Raw genomic sequence first — 24839 nt, forward strand, 5'->3', positions numbered from 1 at the left:
CGGTCGCATTAATTCTTTGCGATCGGCGTTATTATATATTACAACATTCATAAATTTTGATTATTTAATAACCTTTATCAAAATTCATTTTATTTTCTTCATTTATCTTTTTCGTCACAGCAAGCAATGTACCAAATGCAATACTGACACTCAGCATCGAGGATCCACCATAACTTAACAATGGCAGCGTTACCCCTGTTAACGGAATTAAGCCTGATATACCTGCTAAATTAACAAACACTTGGATAAATAAGTAGCTCACAATCCCTACACATATTAATTTATAAAAATGATTACGTGTTTTATTCGCATATATAAGACCTTTAAATAAAATAAAACCGTAAATAATTAAAATAAATAATACGCCTATTAAACCAAGTTCTTCAGCAATTACTGTGAAAATAAAGTCTGTATGCGGTTCAGGCAAATACCCTAACTTAGCCACACCATTACCTATCCCATTACCACTAAATCCCCCATTACCAATAGACATAAGGGCACTTGTCAACTGGTAACCATCGTCACTCTCATACTTAAAAGGGTTTATCATAACGTTAATCCGTTTTAATCTGTATGTATTTTCTGAATCTATCATTAAAGTATAAATCAAATAAAAAACCATAGGGATTAAAGTAAACCCCATAACTTGCAACTTAACTTTATTTGTTATACCTGAATAGATAAGTATACAAGCAATAATACCTACCGTTAATACAGTACCTCCCAAGTCGCCTTGAAGTAAAACTAATACTAAGCCAATACCCAGTAAAAATAAAGGCGCAAAGAGGTAACTTAATTTATGATGCTGTCGACTCGTTAAACGTTGATTAATGATATAAGAAAGATAAAAAATAGAAGTTAACTTTAAAAATTCTGAAGATTGAACACTAAAAAAGCCTAAGTTTATCCAATTTTTTGATCCATTAACTTCTTTACCAATTAACACAGTTAAACATAACAGCACCAACGTGCCAAATACAATCAACATTTGTACTTTAGTGTGCTTTAATATATTGATATTAATAAATAATGAAACAACAATGATTAAAATACCTAAAACTAAAAAAGTAAATTGTTTTTTCATAAAGTAATCGCTTGAAATCGCTTGGCCACCAGTTAACGCCCCTTTAGCTGCTGGCACCATGCTGGCACTGTATACCATAATAACACCTATAACCCCCAAAATAATAAAGCTTATGATTAAACTTATATCTACGCCTTTTTTACTTTCATTTAGTTGTTTAAGCAAGTGCTTCAATTCAATCTCCCCTTAAAAATCTTTAAAGTCCAGTTAATCAAATAATAACTCTTTTGACAATGGTTTATATATAATTATTTTATAATTCAAAAAAACAACAAAGCATGCTTTAAACATTTAAAAAAGGTTATGTAAATAATATTTTTAGGTTTACCTAATAATATTATTTTGTTACATTAGAATAGTTGGAGGGAACAAAATGTTAGAAACAAAAAATATTACAGTAACTTATAATAATACAATTGAAGCTTTAAAAGATATTAGTTTAGAAGTCCCACCAGGTAATATTTATGGCATTATAGGACCCAATGGTGCAGGTAAATCAACGTTAATCAAAGCTATGTTAGATTTATTACCTCATTCTGGTTATACATTATATAATGATAAACCAATCAAAACACAACGTAAAAATTTATCTTACGTTGAGCAAAAAAGTAATATTGATACGACTTTCCCTATGAAAGTCATTGATTGTGTTATTTTAGGTATTTTCCCCACACTTAACCCTTTACAAAGACCGGGTAAACACGCAAAACAAAAAGCTGAAGAAGCTTTAAAAAAGGTTAATATGTATGATTACCGCAATAGACAAATCAGTGATTTATCAGGTGGACAATTTCAACGTATTTTAATTGCAAGAACAATTATCCAAGACGCTGACTTGGTCTTTTTGGATGAACCTTTCGTAGGTATCGATATTACAAGCGAAAATATTATCATTAAATTATTAAAAGAAATGGCCAGACAAGGCAGAACAATATTAATCGTTCATCATGATTTATCTAAAGTGAATAAATATTTTGATGGGTTAATTCTGCTTAATAAATCGTTAATTGCTTATGGTGCTACTTCCGATGTATTTACTGGAGAGCATATTAAACGTGCATTTGGTTCGGAAATATTAGTGTCATCAGAACAAGGAGGTGCAGACAATGATTCAGCAATTCGTGAGTGATGTTATGGAATTTAGTTTCCTACAACGTGCACTCATTACTTCTATTATTATCGGTATCGTCTGTGGCGTCATCGGTTGCTTTATCGTACTCAGAGGGTTAGCACTTATGGGAGATGCTATTTCTCACGCAGTATTACCAGGTGTAGCCATTTCTTATATGTTAGGCGTCAATTTCTTTTATGGCGCTGCATTATTCGGTATTTTAGCTGCACTTGGTATCGGATTTGTAAATCAAAATAGTAATATTAAAAATGACTCTGCAATCGGCATTGTATTTTCATTCTTTTTAGCGTTAGGTGTATTACTCGTTACCAAGGCGCAATCTTCTATTGACTTAACGGAAATTCTTTTTGGTAACGTCTTAACCGTTAAAGGCGAAGATAGAACTTTAACAATGATTGTTGCAGCTATTGTACTCATTATTGTCATTGTCTTCTATAAAGAGCTTTTATTATCTACTTTTGACTCTACTATGGCTGCCGCTTCAGGTTTGCCTGTAAAATTTATACATTATATAATTATGATTTTATTAACATTAGTAACAGTAGCTTCATTACAAACAGTCGGTGTTATCTTGGTAGTTTCTCTACTAATCACGCCTGCAGCAACAGCTTATCTATTATCCAATAGATTATCCACGATGATATTTGTTTCTGCATTTATTGGGGCAATTTCTGCAGTTATCGGCTTATTCTTAAGCTTTTCTTACAATTTACCTTCTGGCGTGGTCATTGTATTAGTTATTACAACGATTTTTATAGTGACATTCTTTTTAGCACCTAAATCAGGTCTCTTATGGAAATCCATTAAAAGTAAACGATCGATTGCGAGGTGAAAACGAATGAAAAAATTAGTTCTACTCATACTCACTTTAATATTATCTGTTATTTTCGTAGGTTGTAGTAGAGAAGATGATATTACATTAAAGTCTAATCATCCCCCTACACAAACCGACAAAGATCAAATTGAAGTCATTACTAGTTTTTCTATGATTGAGGATATGACTAAGTCAATTGGTGGCAAACATGTAAAAGTCACAAATCTTGTGCCTATAGGTACTGATCCGCACGATTATGAGCCAAAACCAGACGACATGAAAGATATTGCACGCTCAGATTTAATTTTGTATAACGGGCTAAATTTAGAAGGCGGGGACAAAGGTTGGTTAGCTAAGGTTTTAGATACAACAGACTATCAAAAACGTAACGCTGTGGCCGTATCCAAAGATGTAAAACCTATGTATATTGGAGATGAGGATAATAAAGAAGTTAACCCACACGCTTTCATCGATCCTTATGTTGGAGAAAAAATGGTAAAGGCTATTACTTCCTCTTTAATACAAAAAAATCCTGAGCATGAAGCATATTTCAAAAAAAATGAGGCACGTTATTTAAAATCGCTACATGAGATTGAACGTGATTACGATAAAAAATTAAACAGCATCCCCAAGGATAATAAGGTATTCGTGACGAGTGAGCAGGCGTTCCAATATTTAACCTCACGCTATAATTTAAAAGAAGGTTATATTTGGGCCATAGATACAGAAGAAAATGGTTCTCCAGAACAAATTAAGAATTTAGTTCAATTTATTCACAGAAACAAACCTCCTGTACTATTTATCGAATCTAATGTAGATAAACGGCCTATGGAAACTGTTTCTACAGAGAGTAATGTTAAAATCTATCCTAAGCCAATCTACTCTGATGAAATTGGCAAAAAAGGCGAAGATGCAGATACTTATTTAAGTTATTTACGCTATAATTTAGAAGTGATATCCGATGGCCTAAATTCAAAAAATAAATAATTAGTATATATCTTAAGCCCTCATTAATTTATAATAAATTAATGAGGGCTTACGTTGTTTTACACCTTTATCTTAACGTGTTAATTATTTTATTGTGCCTGCATCTTTATCGTGTACACCATGACGATAGAAATCAAGATATTCTGGTTCTAATGGTTGTTTACCTCTAATGATATCTGCTGCTTTTTCAGCCATCATTAAGACAGGTGAATGAATATTACCATTAGTTGTTCGTGGCATCACTGAAGCATCTACAACACGTAAGTTTTCCATGCCATGTACTTTAAATGTTTCTGGGTCTACGACTGACATTTCATCAGATTTAGGCCCCATTCTACAACTACATGATGGATGTAATGCAGTTTCTCCATCACGTTTAACCCATTCTATAATTTCCTCATCTGTTTGTACTTCTGGTCCTGGTGAAATTTCTCCACCATTGAAAGGATCTAATGCTTTTTGCGATAAGATGTTTCTAGCTACTCTTATTGCTTCTACCCATTCACGCTTATCTTCTTCAGTTGATAAGTAGTTAAACACAAAGTCTGGTTTTTCAAATGGATCTTTAGATTTAATCTTGAGATGCCCACGAGAGTTAGAGTACATAGGTCCGACATGCACTTGATAACCATGAGCAGTTGGTGCTTTCGTACCATCGTACCTTACTGCAATTGGTAAGAAGTGGAACATTAAGTTTGGATAATCTACTTCGTCGTTTGAACGAACGAAACCGCCACCTTCAAAGTGGTTTGATGCAGCTGCACCTTTACGTCCCAGAATCCATTGCAATCCAATCAACGGCATTTTTAATTTATTTAAACTTGGTTGCATAGAAACTGGTTCTTTACATGCATGTTGCACATAAACTTCTAAATGGTCTTCAAAATTTTCACCTACACCTGGTAAATGCAAACGTGGTTCTACGCCAACTGAACGCAAGTGTTCTGAGTCACCAATACCAGACAATTGTAATAATTGAGGTGAGTTAATTGCACCACCTGATAAGATCACTTCTTTAGCGTTTACTGTATGCTCTTTTCCATTTTTCTTAAATGTAACGCCTGTTACTTTGTTCCCATCAAAATTTAATTTCGTAACGAATGCACGTGTTTGTACTTCTAAATTTTTACGTTTCATTGCAGGATGTAAATATGCTCTAGATGCAGACACGCGGCGTCCGTTATGTACTTGGCTGTCAAACGGTCCGAAACCTTCTTGACGGAAACCATTTACGTCTGGCGTTTTATTATACCCAGCTTCTACGCCAGCGTTAAAGAATGCTTGGAATAATGGGTTGGAAGCAGGTCCGCGTCTCAATTTAATTGGACCATGGTGACCGCGGTACGGATCATCTTTAGTCGCACCAAATGTAGTTTCTAAACGTTTGAAGTATGGTAAACAATGTGCATAATCCCAACTTTCCATGCCTTCTGGTTTAGCCCATTTTTCATAGTCCATTGGATTACCTCTTTGATAAATCATACCGTTAATAGAACTTGATCCACCCAGTACTTTACCACGTGCGTGTCCTACTTTTCTACCATCCATATGTGGTTCTTCATTCGTTTCGTAAATCCAATCATAAAGTTTATTGCCTGCTGGGTACATCAACGCGGCTGGCATTTGTATTAACAAATCCCAAGGATAGTCACTACGACCCGCTTCAAGTACTAACACACTATTAGATGCATCTTCACTTAATCTGCCTCCTAATACGGAACCGGCACTGCCGCCACCAATAATGATATAATCGTATGATTTTTTCATCTTTAATATAGCCTCCTAATGCTTAAATATTATTTTAATTTATAATCGTCTTTTATTATGCTTTACCAAACCAATTGACTGGTTCTGGATTTGTATTACGAAGAATATGTTTCTCGACTTGATATTCAGCTAGTCCTTCTTTACCTAATTCTCTACCGATACCGGATTGCTTATAACCGCCCCATGGCGCTTGTGCAAAGTATGGATGGAAATCATTGATCCACACAGTTCCCATCTTCAATTGATTCACAACACGTTCAGCTTTACTAATATCTTGAGTGAATACGCCACCAGCTAAGCCATAAATAGAATCATTCGCGAGTTCAATCGCTTCTGCTTCTGTGTCAAAGCCTTCGATTGTTACAACAGGACCAAACACCTCTTCTTGGACGATACGCATTGATGTATCACAATCAGTAATTACAGTTGGTTCAAAGAAAAAACCAGCTTTTAAATCTTCGCGCTCTGGTCGTTTACCACCGATAGCAATTGTAGCGTTTTCTGATTTAGCAACTTCCATATATTTTTCTATTTTTTCTCTGTGTTCAGCAGAGATAACGGGCCCCATTTCTGTTTCAGGGTTAAAACCGTCTCCTAATTTAATATTTTTAATTCTTTCAATTAACGCCGATTCAAATTGATTTTTGATATCGTTATGAACTATAATTCTCGCACCTGCCGAACACACTTGTCCTGCATGGAAAAATCCACCATTTAAAGCTTGATCAACTGCAAGTTCAAAATCAGCATCTTCAAAAATAACATTTGGATTTTTTCCACCTAATTCTAGTGCCACATTGGTCACATGATCTGCAGCTTGTTTCATTATATGTTTACCTGTTTTAATACCACCTGTGAATGATACTAAGTCTACATCTTTATGTGAAGATAATGGCTCTCCAACTTCAGAGCCTTTACCTAAAACTAAGTTAATTACGCCTTTAGGAAAACCGACTTCTTCCATTAATTCAAATACACGAATTGTCGTTAACGGCGTAATTTCACTTGGCTTCATTACTAGGGAACAACCAGTTGCAAGTGCTGGAGCAATTTTCCAAGATGCCTGTAGTAAAGGATAGTTCCAAGGTGTAATTTGAGTTACAACGCCTACTGGTTCTTTGATAACTTTACTCTCAGTATTTGGAATCGGAGAATCAATGATTTCTCCGCCATCTTTGTCTGCTAATCCTGCAAAATAGTTAAATACATTTGCGATGTCGTCCATATCTGCATAAGATTCTTCTAGTGTTTTACCTGTGTCTAATGTCTCAAGTCTTGCTAGCTCTTCACGATGTGTTTCAATTAATCCAGCAATAGCATTTACTTTTTTACCTCTATTTTCGCTTGTTTCTTGAGACCAGGTACCCTCTTCAAAAGCGCGTCTTGCAGCTAAAATAGCACGTTCACTATCTTCTGCAGTGCCTTCTGCTACTTCAAAAATAACTTCTTGGTTATATGGGTTTATGATTTTTCTCGTTTCTTTACTTGAGCTGTCTACCCATTCTCCATCTATATATTGACGACGGGACAAATGATTTACAAGTTCCATTAAAATTACCTCCGTTAAGTTTGTTAAATTTTTATTTAACGAATTTTATGAACTTTATGTTATCATAGTAATTGAAAAAGTGTCAAACGAGTTTAAAAATGATAGGGGTTTATACATGCATCTTCTTTAAATGCTATGTACACTATAATCAATCCCTATTTATTTAATTATTGAACTCAACAAGTATTTGGACGGAGGTGGACAATTGGTACATTCGAATAATCCTGATTACCAACTAGAAGAAGCGAAAGATATTGTTATTAACGCTATTGGCGAAACAATGGACCTTTATGGCATAAACAGAAGTGTAGGGAACTTATTTGGGACAATGCTCTTTGAAGATAGCATGACACTTGATGAAATGAGAGAACAGTTACAAATGAGTAAACCAAGTATGAGTGCTGGTGTTAAACGACTTCAAGAATACGATATCGTCAAACAACAGTTTACACGCGGTAGCAGAAAACAACACTTTATCGCTGAAAAAGATTTCTTTAATTTTTTCAGAAATTTCTTTTCACGCAAGTGGCGTAGAGAAATTGTTATCAATTCAGAAGGCGTGCACGATGCAGTAGCAATTCTTGATAAAATTATTGATAATGATAAAGCAGATGAAGCTACAATAGCTGAAGCAAAAGAAGTTAAACAACAATTACTTGATACTTTGCCTTATTATGAATGGCTAGAGCAATTAAGTGATGCGTTAGAATCCGGAGAAATTTTCAAATATTTTCCAATGCCAGAAAGAAAAGAATAATTAAGTTTCCGGAGCGGTATAGCATTTACATTTTTCACAAGTGGTTGCGTTGTCTTTTTCTATCAAAAATATACATGCTTATATGCTTATATAAGCACTCCCAGGACTATGCAGCGGATTACAACTACTGTTTATCTGCTAATAAAGGCCGAGGCATTTTATGTCCCGGCCTATTTTATATTTATAAAGCATAAAAAATACTCCCTTCAATATTTTCACTTTTAAGTGTCCATTTTGAAAGGAGCATGCATCTTCAATATTTTTATTTTACGTTTATAAATTATCGTCTTCTTTTTTCTCTCTAACTTGAGTAATCCTCAACGAACGTCTTTCAACTTCTTTATATTTTTCAGCTCTGTTTTCTAACTTCAACCGATCTTCGGATAACGTCCTTAAGAAGGCAATCATCATCATAATAAAGACTACAAGCACAGGTACACTCGCCAATAAGGAGGCTGTCTTCAGCACTTCTAAGGCACGTTCCCCACCTACTAACATTAAAGCGAATGGTAATAAACATAAAGCAAATGCCCAATATAAACGATTTGCTTTTAATGGTTCTCCAATTACTTTTTTCTGTGAAGCTGATGCCAATATATATGACCCCGAATCAAATGTAGTTGCCAGGAACAAAATTGCAGAAATTAAAAATAACGTAATAATTACATTTGGAAACGGCAATTGATGTAACACTTCAATAATTGTTGCTTCTGTACTATGTGAATTTAAATATTGAATAACGTCAAATGCACCGCTGATTTGTAAATAAACAGCATAGTTCCCAAAAATACCAAAGAACAACGCACAGCCTAACGTGCCATATATCAATGTACCTAACACCAGTTCTTTAAGCGTACGGCCTTTAGAAATACGGGCAATAAATAACCCAATAAACGGCGCGTACACGATCCACCATGACCAATAGAATATTGTCCATTGTTGTGGGAACTTCGTTTCTTCACGTCCGCCGACTCCGCCAAATGGTTCAATCCATGTCGCCATTTGGAAAAAGTTTTTCACCATATTGCCTAAGCCTGTAATCGAGGTTTCCATTATAAAGACAGTAGGACCGACTATAAATACAAAACCAAGTAAAACAAATGACAATATCACATTCCAATCACTTAGAACTTTAATTCCTTTTTTCAATCCTGAATAAGAACTATAAGCAAATATCGCTGTGATCATTAACAGAATGGCACCACGCATTATCATGTTATCCCCATCTATACCTGTCAATCGCTCAATACCTGCTGCGACCATTGGGACACCCAGCGCTAAAGAAGTCGCAGCGCCGCCTAACAAACCAAAGATGAATATGATATCAACGACTTGACCAATAAAACCATCTGTCTGACTTTTTAAAATTGGTCGTAGCGTCTGACTTATTTTATAGATTGGTTTTTTCTTCACAAATATAAGATAACCAATACATAATGCTGGTAACACAAATGTTGCCCAAGCTATGGGGCCCCAATGAAACATGCCATACATTGTAGCATAGTTTAAAGCTGTATCAGTCATCCCTTCAGCACCATGAGGCGGATCCTGGTAATAGAAAGCCCATTCTATAATACCCCAATACAAAATATCAGAAGCAATACCAGCGCAAAATAACATCGCCGCCCAACTAAAATTATTAAATTCAGGCTTATCCGTTGCTTTACCTAACGTAACATTACCGTATTTACCAAATGCTATGTATAATACAAATATTAAAGTAGCTAAACCTATGATGAGATACACCGAGCCTATCGTACTTGAAACCGCATCATTCATTGTTGTGATAATGTCTTGACTGGCTTTAGGAAAAACCATCATTGGAATTACTGCAATAAGTAAAATTACGGATGACCCTATAAAGGTCGTCCAATCCATAACTCTATTATTTTTCAAAATTTGACACCCCTTATAGTAAATATTATGTAAAAAATCGCTAACTTATTTTTTTATCGTTAGCGAAACGATATATTAATTCACAAACATGAGCCTAACGAACTTTAAATAATAATGCAAATTACATTCAAAAACACGAGAGCCAAAAGATGAATATTTATATAATAATAATTATTAGCGTAGCTTTGGTATTTGCTACAATCACAGTGTTAAGTTTAAATTTAACGAATTTAACGAAAGAAACAAATTTATTTTATGTATTTTTATACTTTATTTTTGTATTAATATTAATTTTATATTTTTTGAAAAACTTTTATTTTTCAAGTTTCCAGGAATGTTTTTCCAGTTACATAATTCTCTTATTTTATTACAATCATATTGTGTGAATTAATCATTGCGCGTTGAGGAGTGGATAACGTGTAGCATTACTATAAATGATATTGGAAAAATGCGTTTGATTTTAACGGATGTGCTAGAAGAAAATAATTTTGGTTTCCCTTTTTAGTCAATGTACTCATCACTCTCATATTAACTTTAGGCGTAAACTATATGCTTAAGGTATCTACGAAAATTAGTGACGTAATTGAAACTTTCTTCACCGTTATCATTATTTATCCCAGATTTTGCGTTAACTACGAGAGGTATGCATGATATTGGAACAACAATGGCTTTTCCAACTGTATTTGCAATCTTGTACATAATATCGAAAGTACAATTGTATATTACGTTTAGTAATGGGGTTTTTTCAATATTATACAACTTATTTTTGGTATTTGAGGTATCGTACTCTTTATTTTAAGTATCATTGCGCTGTTTTATATATCTATGACTAGTGACAAAACTTCTAATCAGTACGGGTGGTCTCGTGTATAATGACTTAAGTGATAATAAAATTTGCTACATCCCCCCTTACATTTTAGTTAAATTATTTTATAATCGATATGTACTATATTTCTAACAAATGAGGTATTAATCATGGATAAAAATAAAATAATAAATTATTGGGATAAACGTGCTACTTCATTTAGTGACGATAAACAAGCAGAATTAAAAAGTGAACATGCTCAAAGATGGCTAGATGAAATCAATCAAATTATTAAAATCAAGTCTGGCATGAAAATTTTAGATATTGGAACAGGTGCAGGCTTTTTAGCTATTTTATGCCGTCAACAAGGCGCACAAGTAACTGGCATTGATCTCTCCCCTGATATGATTCAATCAGCAAAACAAAACGCCTCACTTTTTGATCAGCAAATTCATTTTCAAGTCATGGATGCTGAAAACTTAAAATTTGATGATGCACATTTTGATTTAGTTATAGCTAGAAATGTCACTTGGTTACTACCTGACACGAAAGCCGCCTACCAAGAATGGCTACGTGTTTTAAAACCGAAAGGCAAACTAATCAATATTGACGGAAACTATGGCAAAGACTCATTTGTAGATTATAGTGATCTGCCAAGCGATCATGCACACAATACACTAGGTGATGAGATGTTACAAGAAAGCGAAGATATAAAGCAGAGTATTTCGATCAATCACTATGAAAGACCGCAATATGATTTAGACATACTTCAACAAATCCATACGCAATCTATTCATCTAGATACAGATATCTACAAACGTATTTATAAATCAGAAGATGATTTTTATAATCCGACCCCCATATTTTTAATAGCAATTACGAAATAATTGAATATCTTAAGTGCCAAAATATTGCTAATGATATAGATTTTTTAATATTTTAAGTCACTCAAAGCCTAGAACTTGCGTTGTACCTTAATTTTTATCATACTATATATGTATAATAGCTAAAGGAGTGGTAAGAATGAATAAAGAACAATTAGAAAAGATGAAAAACGGTAAAGGATTCATCGCTGCATTAGACCAAAGTGGTGGCAGTACGCCTAAAGCGTTAAGTGACTATGGCGTTACTGAAGACCAATATAGCAGCGAAGATGAAATGTTTAAACTCGTTCATGACATGCGTACTCGCATCGTTTCTTCACCTGCATTCAGCTCGGATAAAATTGTAGGTGCAATTCTTTTCGAACAAACGATGGATCGCGAAGTAGAAGGTAAACATACTGGTGATTATTTAGCTGATAAAGGCATTGTTCCTTTATTAAAAGTAGATAAAGGCTTAGCTGAAGAAAAAGACGGTGTACAATTAATGAAACCAATGCCAAATTTAGACGATTTACTAAGTCGTGCAAACGACCATAAAATCTTTGGCACAAAAATGCGTTCGAATATTTTAGAATTTAATAAAGCTGGTATTGATCAAGTTGTTCAACAACAATTTGAAGTTGCAAAACAAATTATTTCAGCTGGATTAGTTCCAATCATTGAACCAGAAGTAAATATTAATGCCGAAAATAAAGCTGAAATCGAATCATATTTAACAAGTGCTATTTTAGCTGAATTAAATAAATTAAATGATGATCAATTAGTTATGTTGAAATTAACAATCCCAACTAAAGCAAACCAATACCAAGAATTGATTGAGCACCCTAATGTGGTTCGTGTAGTTGCATTATCAGGGGGCTATAGTAGAGAACATGCTAATGAAGTATTGAAACAAAACAAAGGCTTAATTGCCAGTTTCTCTCGTGCGTTAATCAATGACTTAAATGTTAATCAATCAGATGAAGAATTCGATAGAATCTTAGGCGAAACAATCGAATCAATCTACGATGCATCAGTAAACAAAGTTTAATATAAACATATTAGCGTGTTAATATAAATATATTAACACGCTAATATGTTTATATTTCCCGGGAAATCATCTGGGGTAAAATAGACGTATTTAATATAAAAGCATAGTCATTAATTATAAAATCCCCCTCGAACATCAAAGTTCATGTTGAAGGGGGATTTTTCTATTTAAAATGTTGCTGCTTTAGACGTGTATATGTCAAAACAATTGTTATACTTTTAGCAGGCGCACTTTTATGACGCAAATGTCGCCCATATATTATAAACGTGATTCATTTTTACGTGCTATCATTTTTCGTTTAACATTGGGTAAACTACTTGGCCATCTGTTTCAATAATCGGCATTGCGCCCCATTTTCCTAACTCATGCTGTTCGTCATATACATTTTGTTGATGATGCAACATAATATGATATACTTTCCAATTATGCGCGCCAAGCCAATTACTAATAATTAACCTATGACAGCGTGCTGGATGTGACTCAGCACACATAATCGCTACCCGTCGATGACTTGCTAATTGCTGTAATGCTTTTATGCCTTCTTGAAATGTCTCTGTCAAACTATAGTCTGCATAATTATGAAAAGATTCATTTTTCCATGCTTCATTAATTTTTCTCCCTATAGTATCTGAAGATGTTCTTCTGCCCCCAAGGTTAGGCATTACACAATATTCTACTTTTGCCTCACCTAACCATTGTTTTAACACCTTCTCATTATATTGTGTATGTCGTTTACTCGTCCTAAATGCTCTTATATCTATAACTTCTTCTATGTTATATGCATTAAGCATTGTAATAAATTGATTTTGACTATAATTAGAATGACCTATAGTGTAAATGTCATACATCGTTCCCACTCCTTTTATTTAAATCTATCCTTCAATATATCCATTTATTTGAAATTTTCAAATTTACTTATATAACTTCACTATAAATATTGAAACCGTCTAGCCACAAGAACAAACAAACTATATAATAATATTAATTTACAACATATCAACACATTTTTAAGGGGTTTAATATATGAAAACTTATTTACACAGATGGATTATTGAAGCTTTAAGCTATATGGCTTTAGGTTTATTTGGTTCTTTAATTATTGGATTAATCCTAGAAACACTAGGGGGACAAACACTGTTACTACAATTAGATTTGTCATTTTTATCTGAAATAGGTAAAGTAGCAATGTCTGTCACTGGGGCTGCTATAGGTGTGGCGATTGCTTACGGTTTAGGCGCAAAACCGCTGATTGTATTTTCTTGTGTCATTGTAGGGACATTGGGTTATACAACATTTGAAGGAGGCCCTGTAGGCGCTTATATTGCCACAGTCGTCGTAGTAGAGCTGAGCAAATTATACGCTGGAAAAACAAAAATCGATATTATTTTATCTCCTCTTTTAACTTTATTAATTGGTGGTTTTATTGCAAAAGCATTCGGTCCTGCGTTGAACCAATTTATGACTGGATTAGGAAATATTATTATCGTTTCAACAGAGCAACAACCTTTAATTATGGGCATCTTGGTTTCAGTGATTTTTGGCTTAGCTTTAACCGCACCAATTTCTAGTGCTGCGTTAGCGCTAATGCTAGATTTAAGCGGTTTAGCTGCAGGTGCTGCGACCATAGGATGTGCTGCACAAATGGTCGGTTTTGCAGTCACCGGATTTAAAGATAACGGATGGGGCGGCACGCTTTCAGTGGGTATTGGTACGAGTATGTTACAAGTTCCTAACATCATTAAACACCCAATGATTCTACTACCACCTACTGTCACAAGTGCCCTTGTTGCACCTATTATGACGACGTTATTCCCAATGACAAATAATGCTGCAGGCGCTGGTATGGGTACAAGTGGATTAATCGGTCAAATTATGACTATCAACACAATGGGTGGTTCATTACGTACTTGGGTATTAATATTCGTCTTTCATATCATATTGCCCGCAATCATCAGTTTTCTCCTCTATAAATTCTGTTTGAAAAAGCAATGGATTAAAGCAGGAGATCAACTTATTCACATTGCAAACTAACAATAAAAATCAAAGCCTGGGGCATATAACATGTCTCAGGCTTTGATTTGCTATTAGCAGTTGATTATTAAATGATAAATATCTTGATATCACGCTTGTATTTTTTCTTAATGTGCTTTTACGAATCGAGTCATAGAGAAATATTAAAAATAGATGGTTATACCATCGCTTTATTTTACGTTATTCTTTATTAATATGCGCATTAATAGGCACATCCATATCAGATTTTTTTGTCTGTGTTATATATAAAATTGCTGCTATGACATACCAAGCTAATACAATGAGCCATTCTGAAGGCCAAGCTAATGAGGATGGCATGCCCGGTAAATATATAGCTATAAACAAAACACTTAGAATAATAGCTATGCTGCCAACAATCTTCCCATTTTTAATACGGTATGGTCTGGGGAACTCAGGTTGAACCTTGCGTAATTTCATAAATGAAATAGCCACTAGTAAATAACCTAATACTACACCTATACCGCCAGCATTGACAATCCACACAAGCGCTGCTCTACCTAATAGTGGCGCAACAAATGCTAGTATACCAAGAAACAAAATACCATGTGTCGGTGTCTTATACTTTGGATGTATAAATGCAAACCACTTTGGAATCATTTGATTTTTAGCCATGGCATATAATATTCTACTACCGCCAATAATAAACGCATTCCAACTTGTGATAATACCAGCTACGCCGCCTAGCACAAGTAAGACACCAAACCCACTATGACCAAACAAATTGACCATTGCATCCGCTGTTGCTAAATTGCTGGCATTTAAAGCTTGAGGCGATAAACCTGTCGCTACACCAAAAACAATTAGTAAATAAAAAATAACAGAGGCAATAATCGACAATATTAGGATGCCGCCTATTTTCTTCGCTGGCGCTTTAACTTCTTCTGCAATTTGTGGAATCACATCAAACCCTACAAATAGGAAAGGGATCATCATCAACACTGACATCGTACCGCCTACACCATTTTCAAAAGGTTGTAAATGATTAAAGTTGCCGTTAAAACCTGCCCCGAAGACGAGTAACAAGCCTACACCTACTATAAAAATTGTAAAAACAGTCTGTATGATCGCTGCAGGTTTAACACCGAAATAATTGAGTGAAGTTAATACCACACTACCAAGTGAACCAATAATAACCCAAGTGAGATACACATCCCAACCGGCTACGTTCCACATTAATCCTTGATGTTGAAATGGAATAACGTAGTCAATAACGGTGGGTAAAGCGACCGCTTCAAATGTAATTACAGAAACATAGCCGAATAATACAGACCAACCAGATATAAACGCAATACCTGGGGAAAATGCTTTTTTAACAAAAACAAATCCTCCACCCGTTTCTGGAATTGCTGCAGCTAATTCTGCATATGTAAGTCCGATTACAATTACTAAGAAACCACCAAGTAAAAATGCTACAATACTACCTACAAAACCAGCTGTTGATACCCATTCTCCTGATAATACGACCCATCCCCATCCAAGCATGGCACCGATTGCAAGAAATAAGACATCAACAATATTCATCGTCTTATTAAATTGAGACTTCATTTAACATACCCCATAACATTCATCAATTTAAAAGTGAACCTATGAGATTGTGGTCAATAGTTTGACCACTTAATCTCATTATCACTCATTTATTATTTTAAACTTCTATGTCTTCCTTTGTTTATTAACAGCACTACTTTGTCGTCATCTTAAATGCCAATTGATAAATATTTTGTTTCTAAATACGGTTCTATGCCTTCTGTCCCACCTTCTCTACCATAACCACTTTCTTTCAAACCACCAAATGGCGCATGCGCTGCTGAAGGTCCGCCGTCATTCCATCCAATAACGCCATATTCTAATTCGTTATATAATTTTAAGCCAGTTCGATAATCATTTGTAAAGAAATAAGACGCCAAGCCGAATTCAGTGTCATTAGCTATTTTTATCGCTTCATCTAGATCATCATAAACCATAACAGGTGCAACTGGCCCGAATGTTTCTTCATGCATTACTTTCATACCTAAATTTGCGTTAGAAATGACCACTGGCTTTAAGAAATTACCTTTTAATGATTGTATCTCATCAAGCGTACGTGATAGCTTACCGCCTTTCTCTTGGGCATCCGTAATATGTGTCAGTACCTTTTTGACTGCATTATTATCAATTAAAGGACCAACTTTAACATCATCTTGTAAACCGTCACCTACTATTAGTGCATGCACTTTATCAATCAATTGTGCTGTATATTGTTCTGCAATATCTCGATGCACAAAGATACGATTAGCACAAATACAAGTTTGTCCAGCATTTCTAAATTTAGAATCAATTGTCCCTTGTACTGCCGCTTCAATATCAGCATCTTTATGAACAATTAAAGGTGCTAAGCCTCCTAATTCCATCGTTACATTCTTCACACTTTTGGCTGATTGTTCTATCAGTGATTTACCAACCGCTGTTGAACCAGTAAAGGTTAATTTATGGATACTTTCATGTGATGTGAAAATATCCCCAGCATCTTTACCTGAAGCAATAATATACGATATAGCATCTTTAGGTATGCCAGCTTTATGTGCAAGTTCAACCAGTTTAATCGTTGTTAATGGGGTTTTCACTGCAGGTTTACATATTATCGTACAGCCTGCTGCCAATGCAGGTGCCATCTTACGCGTTATCATTGCTGCTGGAAAATTCCAAGGCGTAATTGCACCGACTACGCCAACTGGAAATTTATCTATCACTATTTTTTTGGATGGCGTATTGGCAGGTATTGTTCGACCATATACTCTCTTTGCTTCTTCTGCATACCATTTAACGTAAGCATTAGCATAAGTTACTTCACCTTTTGCTTCATCTAAAGGTTTGCCTCCTTCTAACGTAATTAATTTCGCAAGATCATCTTGATGTTCATCAATCAGGTTAGCCCATTGATACAACTTTGCTGAACGTTCGTGTGCGTCAACTAATTTCCAATCTTGGAATGCGTCATTCGCGTGTTTAATTTGTGAATTGATTTCATCATGGTTCGTGTAATCCAAACGTTCTATAACTTCATTTGTAGACGGATTAAATACTTCTAATTGTGTCATTACGATTTCTCCTTTTCGATGATTTATATTATGAGGTATGACTTATCTATACCCTATATTTAAAAATAAATTTTTAACCGTTCATATGCGTTTGGGTAGTACCCACTACATTTAATGTATTGGTTAAAATGGATAAACCTTGTTGCAATTCATCTTCTGAAATGACTAAAGGTGCTAAGAAACGAATAACATTCCCTTTAATGCCAGCAGATAATAATAGTAAACCTTGTTCATTTGCCGTTTGAATAATTTTTCCGGTTAATGCTTTATCAGGTTCACCCTTCTGTTCATCAATAATTTCACAAGCAACCATAGCCCCAAGTCTTCGAATACGAGCTATATATGGATGCTGCTTTGCTATTTGATATAAGTAATCTTCAAGTTGCTCGCCTAGTTTTTCGGCTTTGCTATTTAAATCTTCTTCTTCTATAATTTCAATGACTTTTAAAGCTGCTTCACACGCTAAAGGATTTCCAGTATAGGTGCCGCCTAGTTCTCCAGGTTCTGCACTATCTATCATTTCTGCTCTCCCAACCACACCGCTCAATGGAAAGCCTGCTGCTAAAGATTTAGATACTGTTATTAAATCTGGCTCAATACCAAAATGTTCAATCGCAAACGTTTTACCAGTTCTTGCAAAACCTGTTTGAATTTCATCTGCAACAAAAATAATTCCGTTAGCTTCACATATATTTTTAACAGCTGTCACGAATTTTTTATCAGGTATAATAAAGCCACCTTCGCCTTGTACTGGTTCCATTACAATACAGGCAACTTCACTTGGATCTACTGTTTCAATAAAAAAGTCATGTAATTTTTGTATTATTTGATCGACATAAGCTGCTTTCGATAATTCTTCAGATTTTTCAGAAATATCAGGGTATGGTGCTTGGTAAACAGCTGAGGCGAAAGGTCCAAATCCTAATTTGTAAGGCTTTACTTTACTCGTCATAGACATCGTCAAATTAGTACGGCCATGAAACCCTCTCACAAATGATACGACCGCTTGTCTTCCAGTATACTTTCTAGCAATTTTGACCGCATTTTCTACAGCTTCTGCACCTGAATTAAGCAAGATTGTTTTTTTAGCAAAATCACCTGGTGTAATTTCAGTTAACTTTTGCGCTAAATTTAAGTAACTTTCATACATAATGACATTGAAGCCAGGATGTATAAACTTATCTAATTGTTCTTTTAAATGTTTCGTTATTTTAGGATGTGTATGACCTACATTTAATGTACCAATTGCACCTGCAAAATCAATAAACTGATTACCTTCTACATCCGTGATGGTAGCACTCTGTGCATGCTCTGCAACATGTAAGTTGCCATTGCCTACACCACGCGCTACATATTGTTCCCTTTGTTTTTTATAATGTTCAAATTGATTTATCATCAATCATCCCTCCTTGTTAACTTAATTCAAGATTTACAGTTTCCTAAAAATTTAAGGGATTATTGGTATAGTGTAAAGAACCAGTTATATCACTTTAATGGTACCAGTTTATTCCCAGAGCACTTCCTTTAAACGTCGTACAGCTTGGGGTATCTGTGCCTGTTTGATTTTTGAAAAACCTATAATAAGCGTTTTATTCGTCTTATTATTTTCAAGCGGTTCTACAGAAAATCGGTTTAACGTATAAAGTTCCAATCTTTTTTCTTTGGCACGAGATTCAATTTCAGCATAAGAATATGTGGTGTTGATTTCCACGATGAAATGCAAACCCGCGCGTGTATCTTTAACTTTAATATTATTTTTAAACACATTTGTTAGTTGTGCTATAAGGTATTCCCTTTTCTTTTCATATAAATGATGCATCTTTTTTACATATTTTTCATAATGTCCTTCTTTGATCATTAAATTTAATGTCAGTGCATTAATCATTGAAAAATCAGGTATCATATTTAAGTTCAACATCTCAAATTGTTTCACTAATTTAATTGGTAAAATCATATAACTCATCCGTAATCCAGGCATTAAAGTTTTAGAAAAAGTACCTAAATAAATCACACGTTCATTTTTGTCAAAACTAAACAATGAAGGTATATTATCTGTTTCATATTTAAATTCACTATCATAATCGTCTTCAATGATATAACTATGTGTTTCACTTGCCCAATTCAAAAGATTAATACGACGCGAAACAGGCATAATTGTCCCCATAGGAAATTGATGTGATGGTGTCACTATAACAGCGCCGGGTTGAACTTGTTTGATTTTATTAATCGATATACCTTTATTATCTAAAGAAATTGGTTCTAAATGTGCGTGTGTTTGTTTAATCAAAGACCTAAATCTTGAATAACCCGGGTTTTCTACTGCAATTTTTATACCCTTAGGTAATAGCTGCATGAGTTTTGTTAATAAAGTATTCGTACCAGAACCAATAACGATTTGTTCTGGATGACATTGTATGCCCCTTTGATAAGATACTAATTTAGCAATCGACTGCCTTAGCTCAACTGGGCCTTTAATATGAGGTATCGAAGATAAATAATTATCATAATTTTGAAATACACGTTTAATCAATTTAGTCCATAAATCGACTGGAAATGCTGCAATATCCGTACTCATATGTGAAAAAGAGTACTCAAAACTATCTTCAGTGGGAAACTCTTGAACTTCCAAAGCGATTTGTGCATTTGGATCCACAATCAACTTGTCTAAAGGTTCAATAAAATATCCTTTTCGCTCTTCAGTATAAATGTAACCTTCTGCTAGCAATTGTTCATACGCAGCTTTCACACTATTCACGCTGATGTTTAAATATTTAGCCATATCCCTTTTTGAAGGTAATTTCTCACGGCTCTCATATTTGAATGCAAGTATATCTTCTTTTAATTGACTATATAATTGTCGATAAATATATTGACCTGCCTCACGTTGCATCCAATCCCCCCTTGTTTTCATTCTAATTTATAAATTTTTCCTCTTACATCGCTTACATTATTATAATAAAAACGAGAACGGGATAGAAATCAAAAATGCTAATTTGATTTCTAATACCCATTCTCGTTAGAATGATAAATGATTGAAATGCTGAGTTTTATCGCTCACCACACCAATAAAATATCGATTGCGCACCTTCAAAACAATACGATTAACTATGTTTCAGTCGTAAGGCAATTTAATTTTTATGTCGTGGAAGTGCAATATATCTGATTGCTTTCAATTTTTTATAAAATTGGAGATGCTAGTTTTGCAATAGATTGCTTAAATTTAATCCAAGTTGAACGTTGTTCGTAACGTGCTTCTGTGAGTTCTTCTGATACTTTCAAATCTTCCATAAATGCAGCTTTCAGTTCTTTCACAATCTTTTCATCATACATAAAGGCATTAATTTCAAAATTTAATTCAAAACTACGCACATCCATGTTTGATGATCCTACACTAGCTACTTCGTCATCGATAATCATCATCTTAGAATGAATAAAACCATTCTCATAGGTATAGACTTTGACGCCGTCTCTAATCAATTGAGCAACACTTGTAATCGTTGCCCAATATACGAAGATATGGTCCGGTTTATTAGGTATGATTAACCGAACGTCGACACCAGCTTTTGCAGCTATACGTAAGGCGTTAACATAACCTTTATCCGGTATAAAATAAGGACTGTGCATATAAATAGATTTTTTTGCATTCATAATCATTTTCATATAACCAAACTCTATTTGATGCCAATTATCGCTAGGCGCACTGAGTGCGATTTGCAGTGGAACATCTCCGCCTTGATTTGCGTTATCCGGGAAATACTTGTCAGTATATTCGAGTTGTTCACGGTGGGATTGAGAATTCCAATCATGTATGAAACTTAATTGTAAAGCGTCTACGCCATCGCCCTTAACTCTTAAGTGCGTATCACGCCAGTAACCAAAGTTCTCGTCTAATCCCAAATATTCGTCACCAATATTAAATCCACCTACATAACCGGTCATACCATCGATGACTAAAATTTTACGGTGATTTCTATTATTAACTCTAAAATTCACTAAAGGAATCTTAGCTTGGAAGAAAGCTTCAACTTGCCCACCAGCTTCTTGAAATTTTTTGAATTTAGATTTATGTACTGATTTAGAGCCGACTGCATCATACAATATTTTAACTTCTAAACCTTCTTCAGCTTTTTGCTGCAAAATATCAACGATTTCAGAACCTAAACCATCTAATTTCAAAACATAATATTCTAAATGAATATAATGTTTTGCGTTACGTAAATCTTCTTTCATTTGATCGAACAACTGATGGCCATCAGTATAAATGTCAATATTATTATTATAACTTAAAAATGTAGGTTCTTTTGTTAATAATGTATTTACAATATCTGCGTGCTTTTTTATTAATGGAGAATCGGAATTGTTTATCTTATTGGTAGAATCTAACAATTGTGTTTTCATACGTTTTTTTATATCATCTATCTGGTTATTGTGAAAACCTTGTTCACGTTTTTTTCGTACACCTCGCCCAAAAAAGATATAGATGATAAAACCTAAAATGGGCACGACAAAGAGTAAAAAAAGCCAAGCCCATGTTGCAGTAGCGTCTCTTCTATCTCGGTCTAAAAAAACAATAACAAAAGCTAACGCTATATTAACGACAAAGAAAAATGCAAGTATTCCTCTATAAATTGGGCTTACACTTGGATCAAATATTAATTGCATACAGACACCTCATCATGTTTATTAATTATTAATGAATACTAAGTACTTTTTGTGATTTTGTATATTAAAATGCAGCACAATTTATTAAGCTCAACTATTTTAAATGTATTAAATACCAAGCTAAAGTACGTTACAAAATATCGTACAATATTTAAAATAGACTGTCTATTCTTCCATCGTTTTCTCTATCGTACGATTACGACCAGCTTGTGATCCAAATAATGTGATTAACAATGAAGTGATTAATAAAATACTTAATGATGCCATCCATTTGCCTGTTGCATCATGTAATACACCAAACAATAATGGGCCAACAGCAGCAAATATATAACCTACTGATTGCGCCATACCTGACAACTTAGCTGATGTTTGGCTATGTTCAGTTCTCAAACTAAAGAATGTGTTTACTAGGCCAAATGCTATACCACTAGCAACACCGATTAATACTGTTGAAATGAGAGCAAATTCTGGTTTAAACAACATAATCGAGACGCCAATCACAAAACAAACCCCAGTCAAAAATGTTAATAGGAATTGCGACTTCATTTTAGTAGCAAAAATTGGAGTAATAAACGTTAAAGGTATAATTGCTATTTGCATTATAGATAAATACATGCCTGCTTCATTAATCGACATACCATTTTGAGATAAGTACGCAGGTAACCAATTGATTAACGAATAAAAAATCAGTGATTGCCCGCCCATAAGCATGGTGATTTGCCATGATAACGGAGACTTCCAAACATTAACACTCTCTTGTGGTACGGAGGCTGTTGTATCTTGCTTAGTATTTAATTGAAACATCCATATAATGATTGTTATCAGCGTAATCACACCTATCACGCTAATAGCAATGTTGTAATTAAATGCTTTGACAAGTGGCGCTGTTCCATAGGAAGATAGCCCTCCAAATACATTCATAACCACTGTATAGTAACCCGTCATAATACCTATATGTAAGGGGAACTTCGCTTTAATAACAGCGGGCGCAAGTACATTGCCAAAACCAATACCAATACCGATAAGAACCGTACCTATATACAGCCATGAAATACCTATGACTGAACGTACAATAACACCAATCAGTATCAACCATAAAGCTACAAAAATCGTTTTCTCTAATCCAAAGCGATTACTTGTTTTCGCAGCAAATAATGAAACAATTGCAAATGCAATCAATGGTACTACTGTAATCACGCTAACCGCACTATTAGACATGGCTAAGTCGTGTTTAATATCAGGTAACGCAACACCAATCGAAGTAATAGGCGCCCTAAGATTCGCGCCTACAAGCAATATGCCTATAAATAATAACCAATTAATCGGTTTTACTTTTCTATTATTTTCCATTTTGTCCACCTTACTTAACTATTTTCATAAATAACATTATATATGGTACAATATGTACGTTATAATGTAAATAGGAGCGATTCACTTGTATAATATTCAAAATATCATTGCCAAAAATATTGCTGATTATCGTAGTAAACATCAACTTAGTTTAGATAAAATGTCTAATTTAACTGGTGTTAGCAAAAATATGCTGAGCCAAATTGAAAAAGGTGTGTCCAATCCAACCATTACTACGTTATGGAAAATTGCCAACGGGTTACACCTCTCTCTTTCTGAACTTACATCAACAAAAAAAGAGTGTGTAGATTTTGTAGACGAGTCAGACATCGTCCCTATTATGGATGACAACATTAAAATCTATCCTTATTTTCCATATAATGATAAGAATCACTTTGAAATGTTTAAAATGGAAATTCAACCTGGTGGCAAAATGGACTCCGATGCACACCATGTGCAATCAGAAGAATTTATCATTGTTAACACAGGCAGTTTAAAAATTGAAGTCGATGGAACCACTTATACAATTAGCAATAACCAAGCTTTTCGTTTTAACAGTGATGTAGCTCATAGCTACTGTAATCCAACCAAAGACGTTGTTACATTTACTGCCACAATTCATTATCAAACGCCATAGTTATTGAAATTGATATATACAAACTGTATTCGAAACCATCCATAAATATAAACGAGAATAACAAACATTGATCTCTCTAAACATACCTTTTCACCTCCTGTCGCCACTTCTAGTGTGTATAGATAATTATTTAATATTAATATAGGCCAATTCAATGAACTATTGCCAACAGATAGGGAGCGGGACAGAATTCATTTCACAAAATATGAATTCTGTTTTGTTCTCTATTTTTGTATAGATCAATTCATATTCAATAATAAAGTTAATAAAATAACTATAAATATATTTTTCATTTTATATTGCCTTGACCGCAAAAATTATGTCATATATATTTGACATAATCACATCATTCTAACTAT

19 protein-coding genes are annotated in these 24839 nt (G+C 34.3%); 8 read left to right on the plus strand and 11 right to left on the minus strand.

The annotated features are described in order from the left end of the window. Window positions 1-64 precede the first annotated feature (64 nt). Complete coding sequence (locus IEU88_RS02500) at window positions 65-1258, minus strand: FtsW/RodA/SpoVE family cell cycle protein (protein WP_103372699.1); 1194 nt, start codon at window positions 1256-1258, stop codon at window positions 65-67. 199 nt (window positions 1259-1457) lie between these two features. Here IEU88_RS02500 and IEU88_RS02505 point away from each other — a divergent pair, with 199 nt between their 5' ends. The 3 genes from IEU88_RS02505 to IEU88_RS02515 are packed head-to-tail and all read left to right on the plus strand — an operon-like array spanning window position 1458 to window position 4017. Beyond that, entirely contained in the window at window positions 1458-2213 is a 756-nt protein-coding gene (locus IEU88_RS02505) for a metal ABC transporter ATP-binding protein (RefSeq protein WP_096808264.1), read from the plus strand. Continuing rightward, entirely contained in the window at window positions 2191-3048 is an 858-nt protein-coding gene (locus IEU88_RS02510) for a metal ABC transporter permease (RefSeq protein ID WP_096808263.1), read from the plus strand. Before IEU88_RS02505 ends, IEU88_RS02510 begins: the two co-directional genes overlap by 23 nt. Before the next feature lie 6 nt (window positions 3049-3054). Beyond that, on the plus strand, window positions 3055-4017 hold the full coding sequence (locus tag IEU88_RS02515; protein WP_096808262.1) for a metal ABC transporter solute-binding protein, Zn/Mn family: 963 nt from the start codon (window positions 3055-3057) through the stop codon (window positions 4015-4017). Window positions 4018-4101: 84 nt separating this feature from the next. Here the strand turns inward: IEU88_RS02515 and betA are convergent, their stop codons facing one another. Further along, window positions 4102-5784: a choline dehydrogenase gene (gene betA / locus IEU88_RS02520; RefSeq protein ID WP_096808261.1), complete on the minus strand. Its 1683-nt coding sequence runs from the start codon at window positions 5782-5784 to the stop codon at window positions 4102-4104. Between the two features lie 55 nt (window positions 5785-5839). Next, on the minus strand, window positions 5840-7333 hold the full coding sequence (gene betB, locus IEU88_RS02525; protein ID WP_103372700.1) for a betaine-aldehyde dehydrogenase: 1494 nt from the start codon (window positions 7331-7333) through the stop codon (window positions 5840-5842). A gap of 205 nt (window positions 7334-7538) precedes the next feature. On the opposite strand from betB, the gene cudC reads away from it, so the two are divergent. Continuing rightward, window positions 7539-8090 (plus strand): choline uptake/conversion transcriptional regulator CudC, encoded by a 552-nt coding sequence (gene cudC, locus IEU88_RS02530; RefSeq protein ID WP_096808259.1) that lies wholly within the window; start codon window positions 7539-7541, stop codon window positions 8088-8090. A 273-nt stretch (window positions 8091-8363) separates the two neighbouring features. Here cudC and IEU88_RS02535 read toward each other — a convergent pair whose 3' ends face one another. Further along, window positions 8364-9986, minus strand: a complete 1623-nt coding sequence (locus tag IEU88_RS02535; protein ID WP_103372701.1) for a BCCT family transporter — start codon at window positions 9984-9986, stop codon at window positions 8364-8366. Window positions 9987-10961: 975 nt separating this feature from the next. Here IEU88_RS02535 and IEU88_RS02540 point away from each other — a divergent pair. After that, entirely contained in the window at window positions 10962-11678 is a 717-nt protein-coding gene (locus IEU88_RS02540; protein ID WP_096808257.1) for a class I SAM-dependent methyltransferase, read from the plus strand. A 136-nt stretch (window positions 11679-11814) separates the two neighbouring features. Further along, window positions 11815-12705: a fructose bisphosphate aldolase gene (locus tag IEU88_RS02545; protein ID WP_103372966.1), complete on the plus strand. Its 891-nt coding sequence runs from the start codon at window positions 11815-11817 to the stop codon at window positions 12703-12705. A gap of 287 nt (window positions 12706-12992) precedes the next feature. Here IEU88_RS02545 and IEU88_RS02550 read toward each other — a convergent pair whose 3' ends face one another. Then, window positions 12993-13553 (minus strand): DUF488 domain-containing protein, encoded by a 561-nt coding sequence (locus IEU88_RS02550; RefSeq protein WP_103372965.1) that lies wholly within the window; start codon window positions 13551-13553, stop codon window positions 12993-12995. Window positions 13554-13728: 175 nt separating this feature from the next. Between IEU88_RS02550 and IEU88_RS02555 the strand changes: the two genes are divergently transcribed. After that, window positions 13729-14736, plus strand: coding sequence for a PTS sugar transporter subunit IIC (locus IEU88_RS02555; protein ID WP_096808254.1), 1008 nt, complete (start codon window positions 13729-13731; stop codon window positions 14734-14736). A 180-nt stretch (window positions 14737-14916) separates the two neighbouring features. On the opposite strand, the gene IEU88_RS02560 is transcribed toward IEU88_RS02555, so the two are convergent. The 6 genes from IEU88_RS02560 to IEU88_RS02585 all read right to left on the minus strand — a co-directional run bounded on the left by IEU88_RS02560 (window position 14917) and on the right by IEU88_RS02585 (window position 23843). Further along, a complete protein-coding gene (locus IEU88_RS02560) occupies window positions 14917-16302 on the minus strand; it encodes an APC family permease (protein WP_103372964.1) in 1386 nt (461 codons plus the stop codon). Window positions 16303-16451: 149 nt separating this feature from the next. After that, window positions 16452-17831, minus strand: a complete 1380-nt coding sequence (locus IEU88_RS02565; protein WP_103372963.1) for an NAD-dependent succinate-semialdehyde dehydrogenase — start codon at window positions 17829-17831, stop codon at window positions 16452-16454. 73 nt (window positions 17832-17904) lie between these two features. Then, a complete protein-coding gene (gene gabT / locus IEU88_RS02570; RefSeq protein WP_103372962.1) occupies window positions 17905-19227 on the minus strand; it encodes a 4-aminobutyrate--2-oxoglutarate transaminase in 1323 nt (440 codons plus the stop codon). Between the two features lie 108 nt (window positions 19228-19335). Further along, window positions 19336-20721 (minus strand): MocR-like transcriptional regulator GabR, encoded by a 1386-nt coding sequence (gabR, locus tag IEU88_RS02575; RefSeq protein ID WP_103372961.1) that lies wholly within the window; start codon window positions 20719-20721, stop codon window positions 19336-19338. 287 nt (window positions 20722-21008) lie between these two features. Next, window positions 21009-22493 (minus strand): cardiolipin synthase, encoded by a 1485-nt coding sequence (gene cls / locus IEU88_RS02580; protein ID WP_103372960.1) that lies wholly within the window; start codon window positions 22491-22493, stop codon window positions 21009-21011. A 165-nt stretch (window positions 22494-22658) separates the two neighbouring features. After that, a complete protein-coding gene (locus IEU88_RS02585) occupies window positions 22659-23843 on the minus strand; it encodes a CynX/NimT family MFS transporter (protein WP_096808248.1) in 1185 nt (394 codons plus the stop codon). A gap of 85 nt (window positions 23844-23928) precedes the next feature. Here IEU88_RS02585 and IEU88_RS02590 point away from each other — a divergent pair, with 85 nt between their 5' ends. Then, window positions 23929-24480: a helix-turn-helix domain-containing protein gene (locus IEU88_RS02590; protein WP_096808247.1), complete on the plus strand. Its 552-nt coding sequence runs from the start codon at window positions 23929-23931 to the stop codon at window positions 24478-24480. Window positions 24481-24839 lie beyond the last annotated feature (359 nt).

Origin of the sequence: Staphylococcus nepalensis, assembly GCF_014635045.1 — a bacterium.
Lineage (GTDB): Bacteria > Bacillota > Bacilli > Staphylococcales > Staphylococcaceae > Staphylococcus > Staphylococcus nepalensis.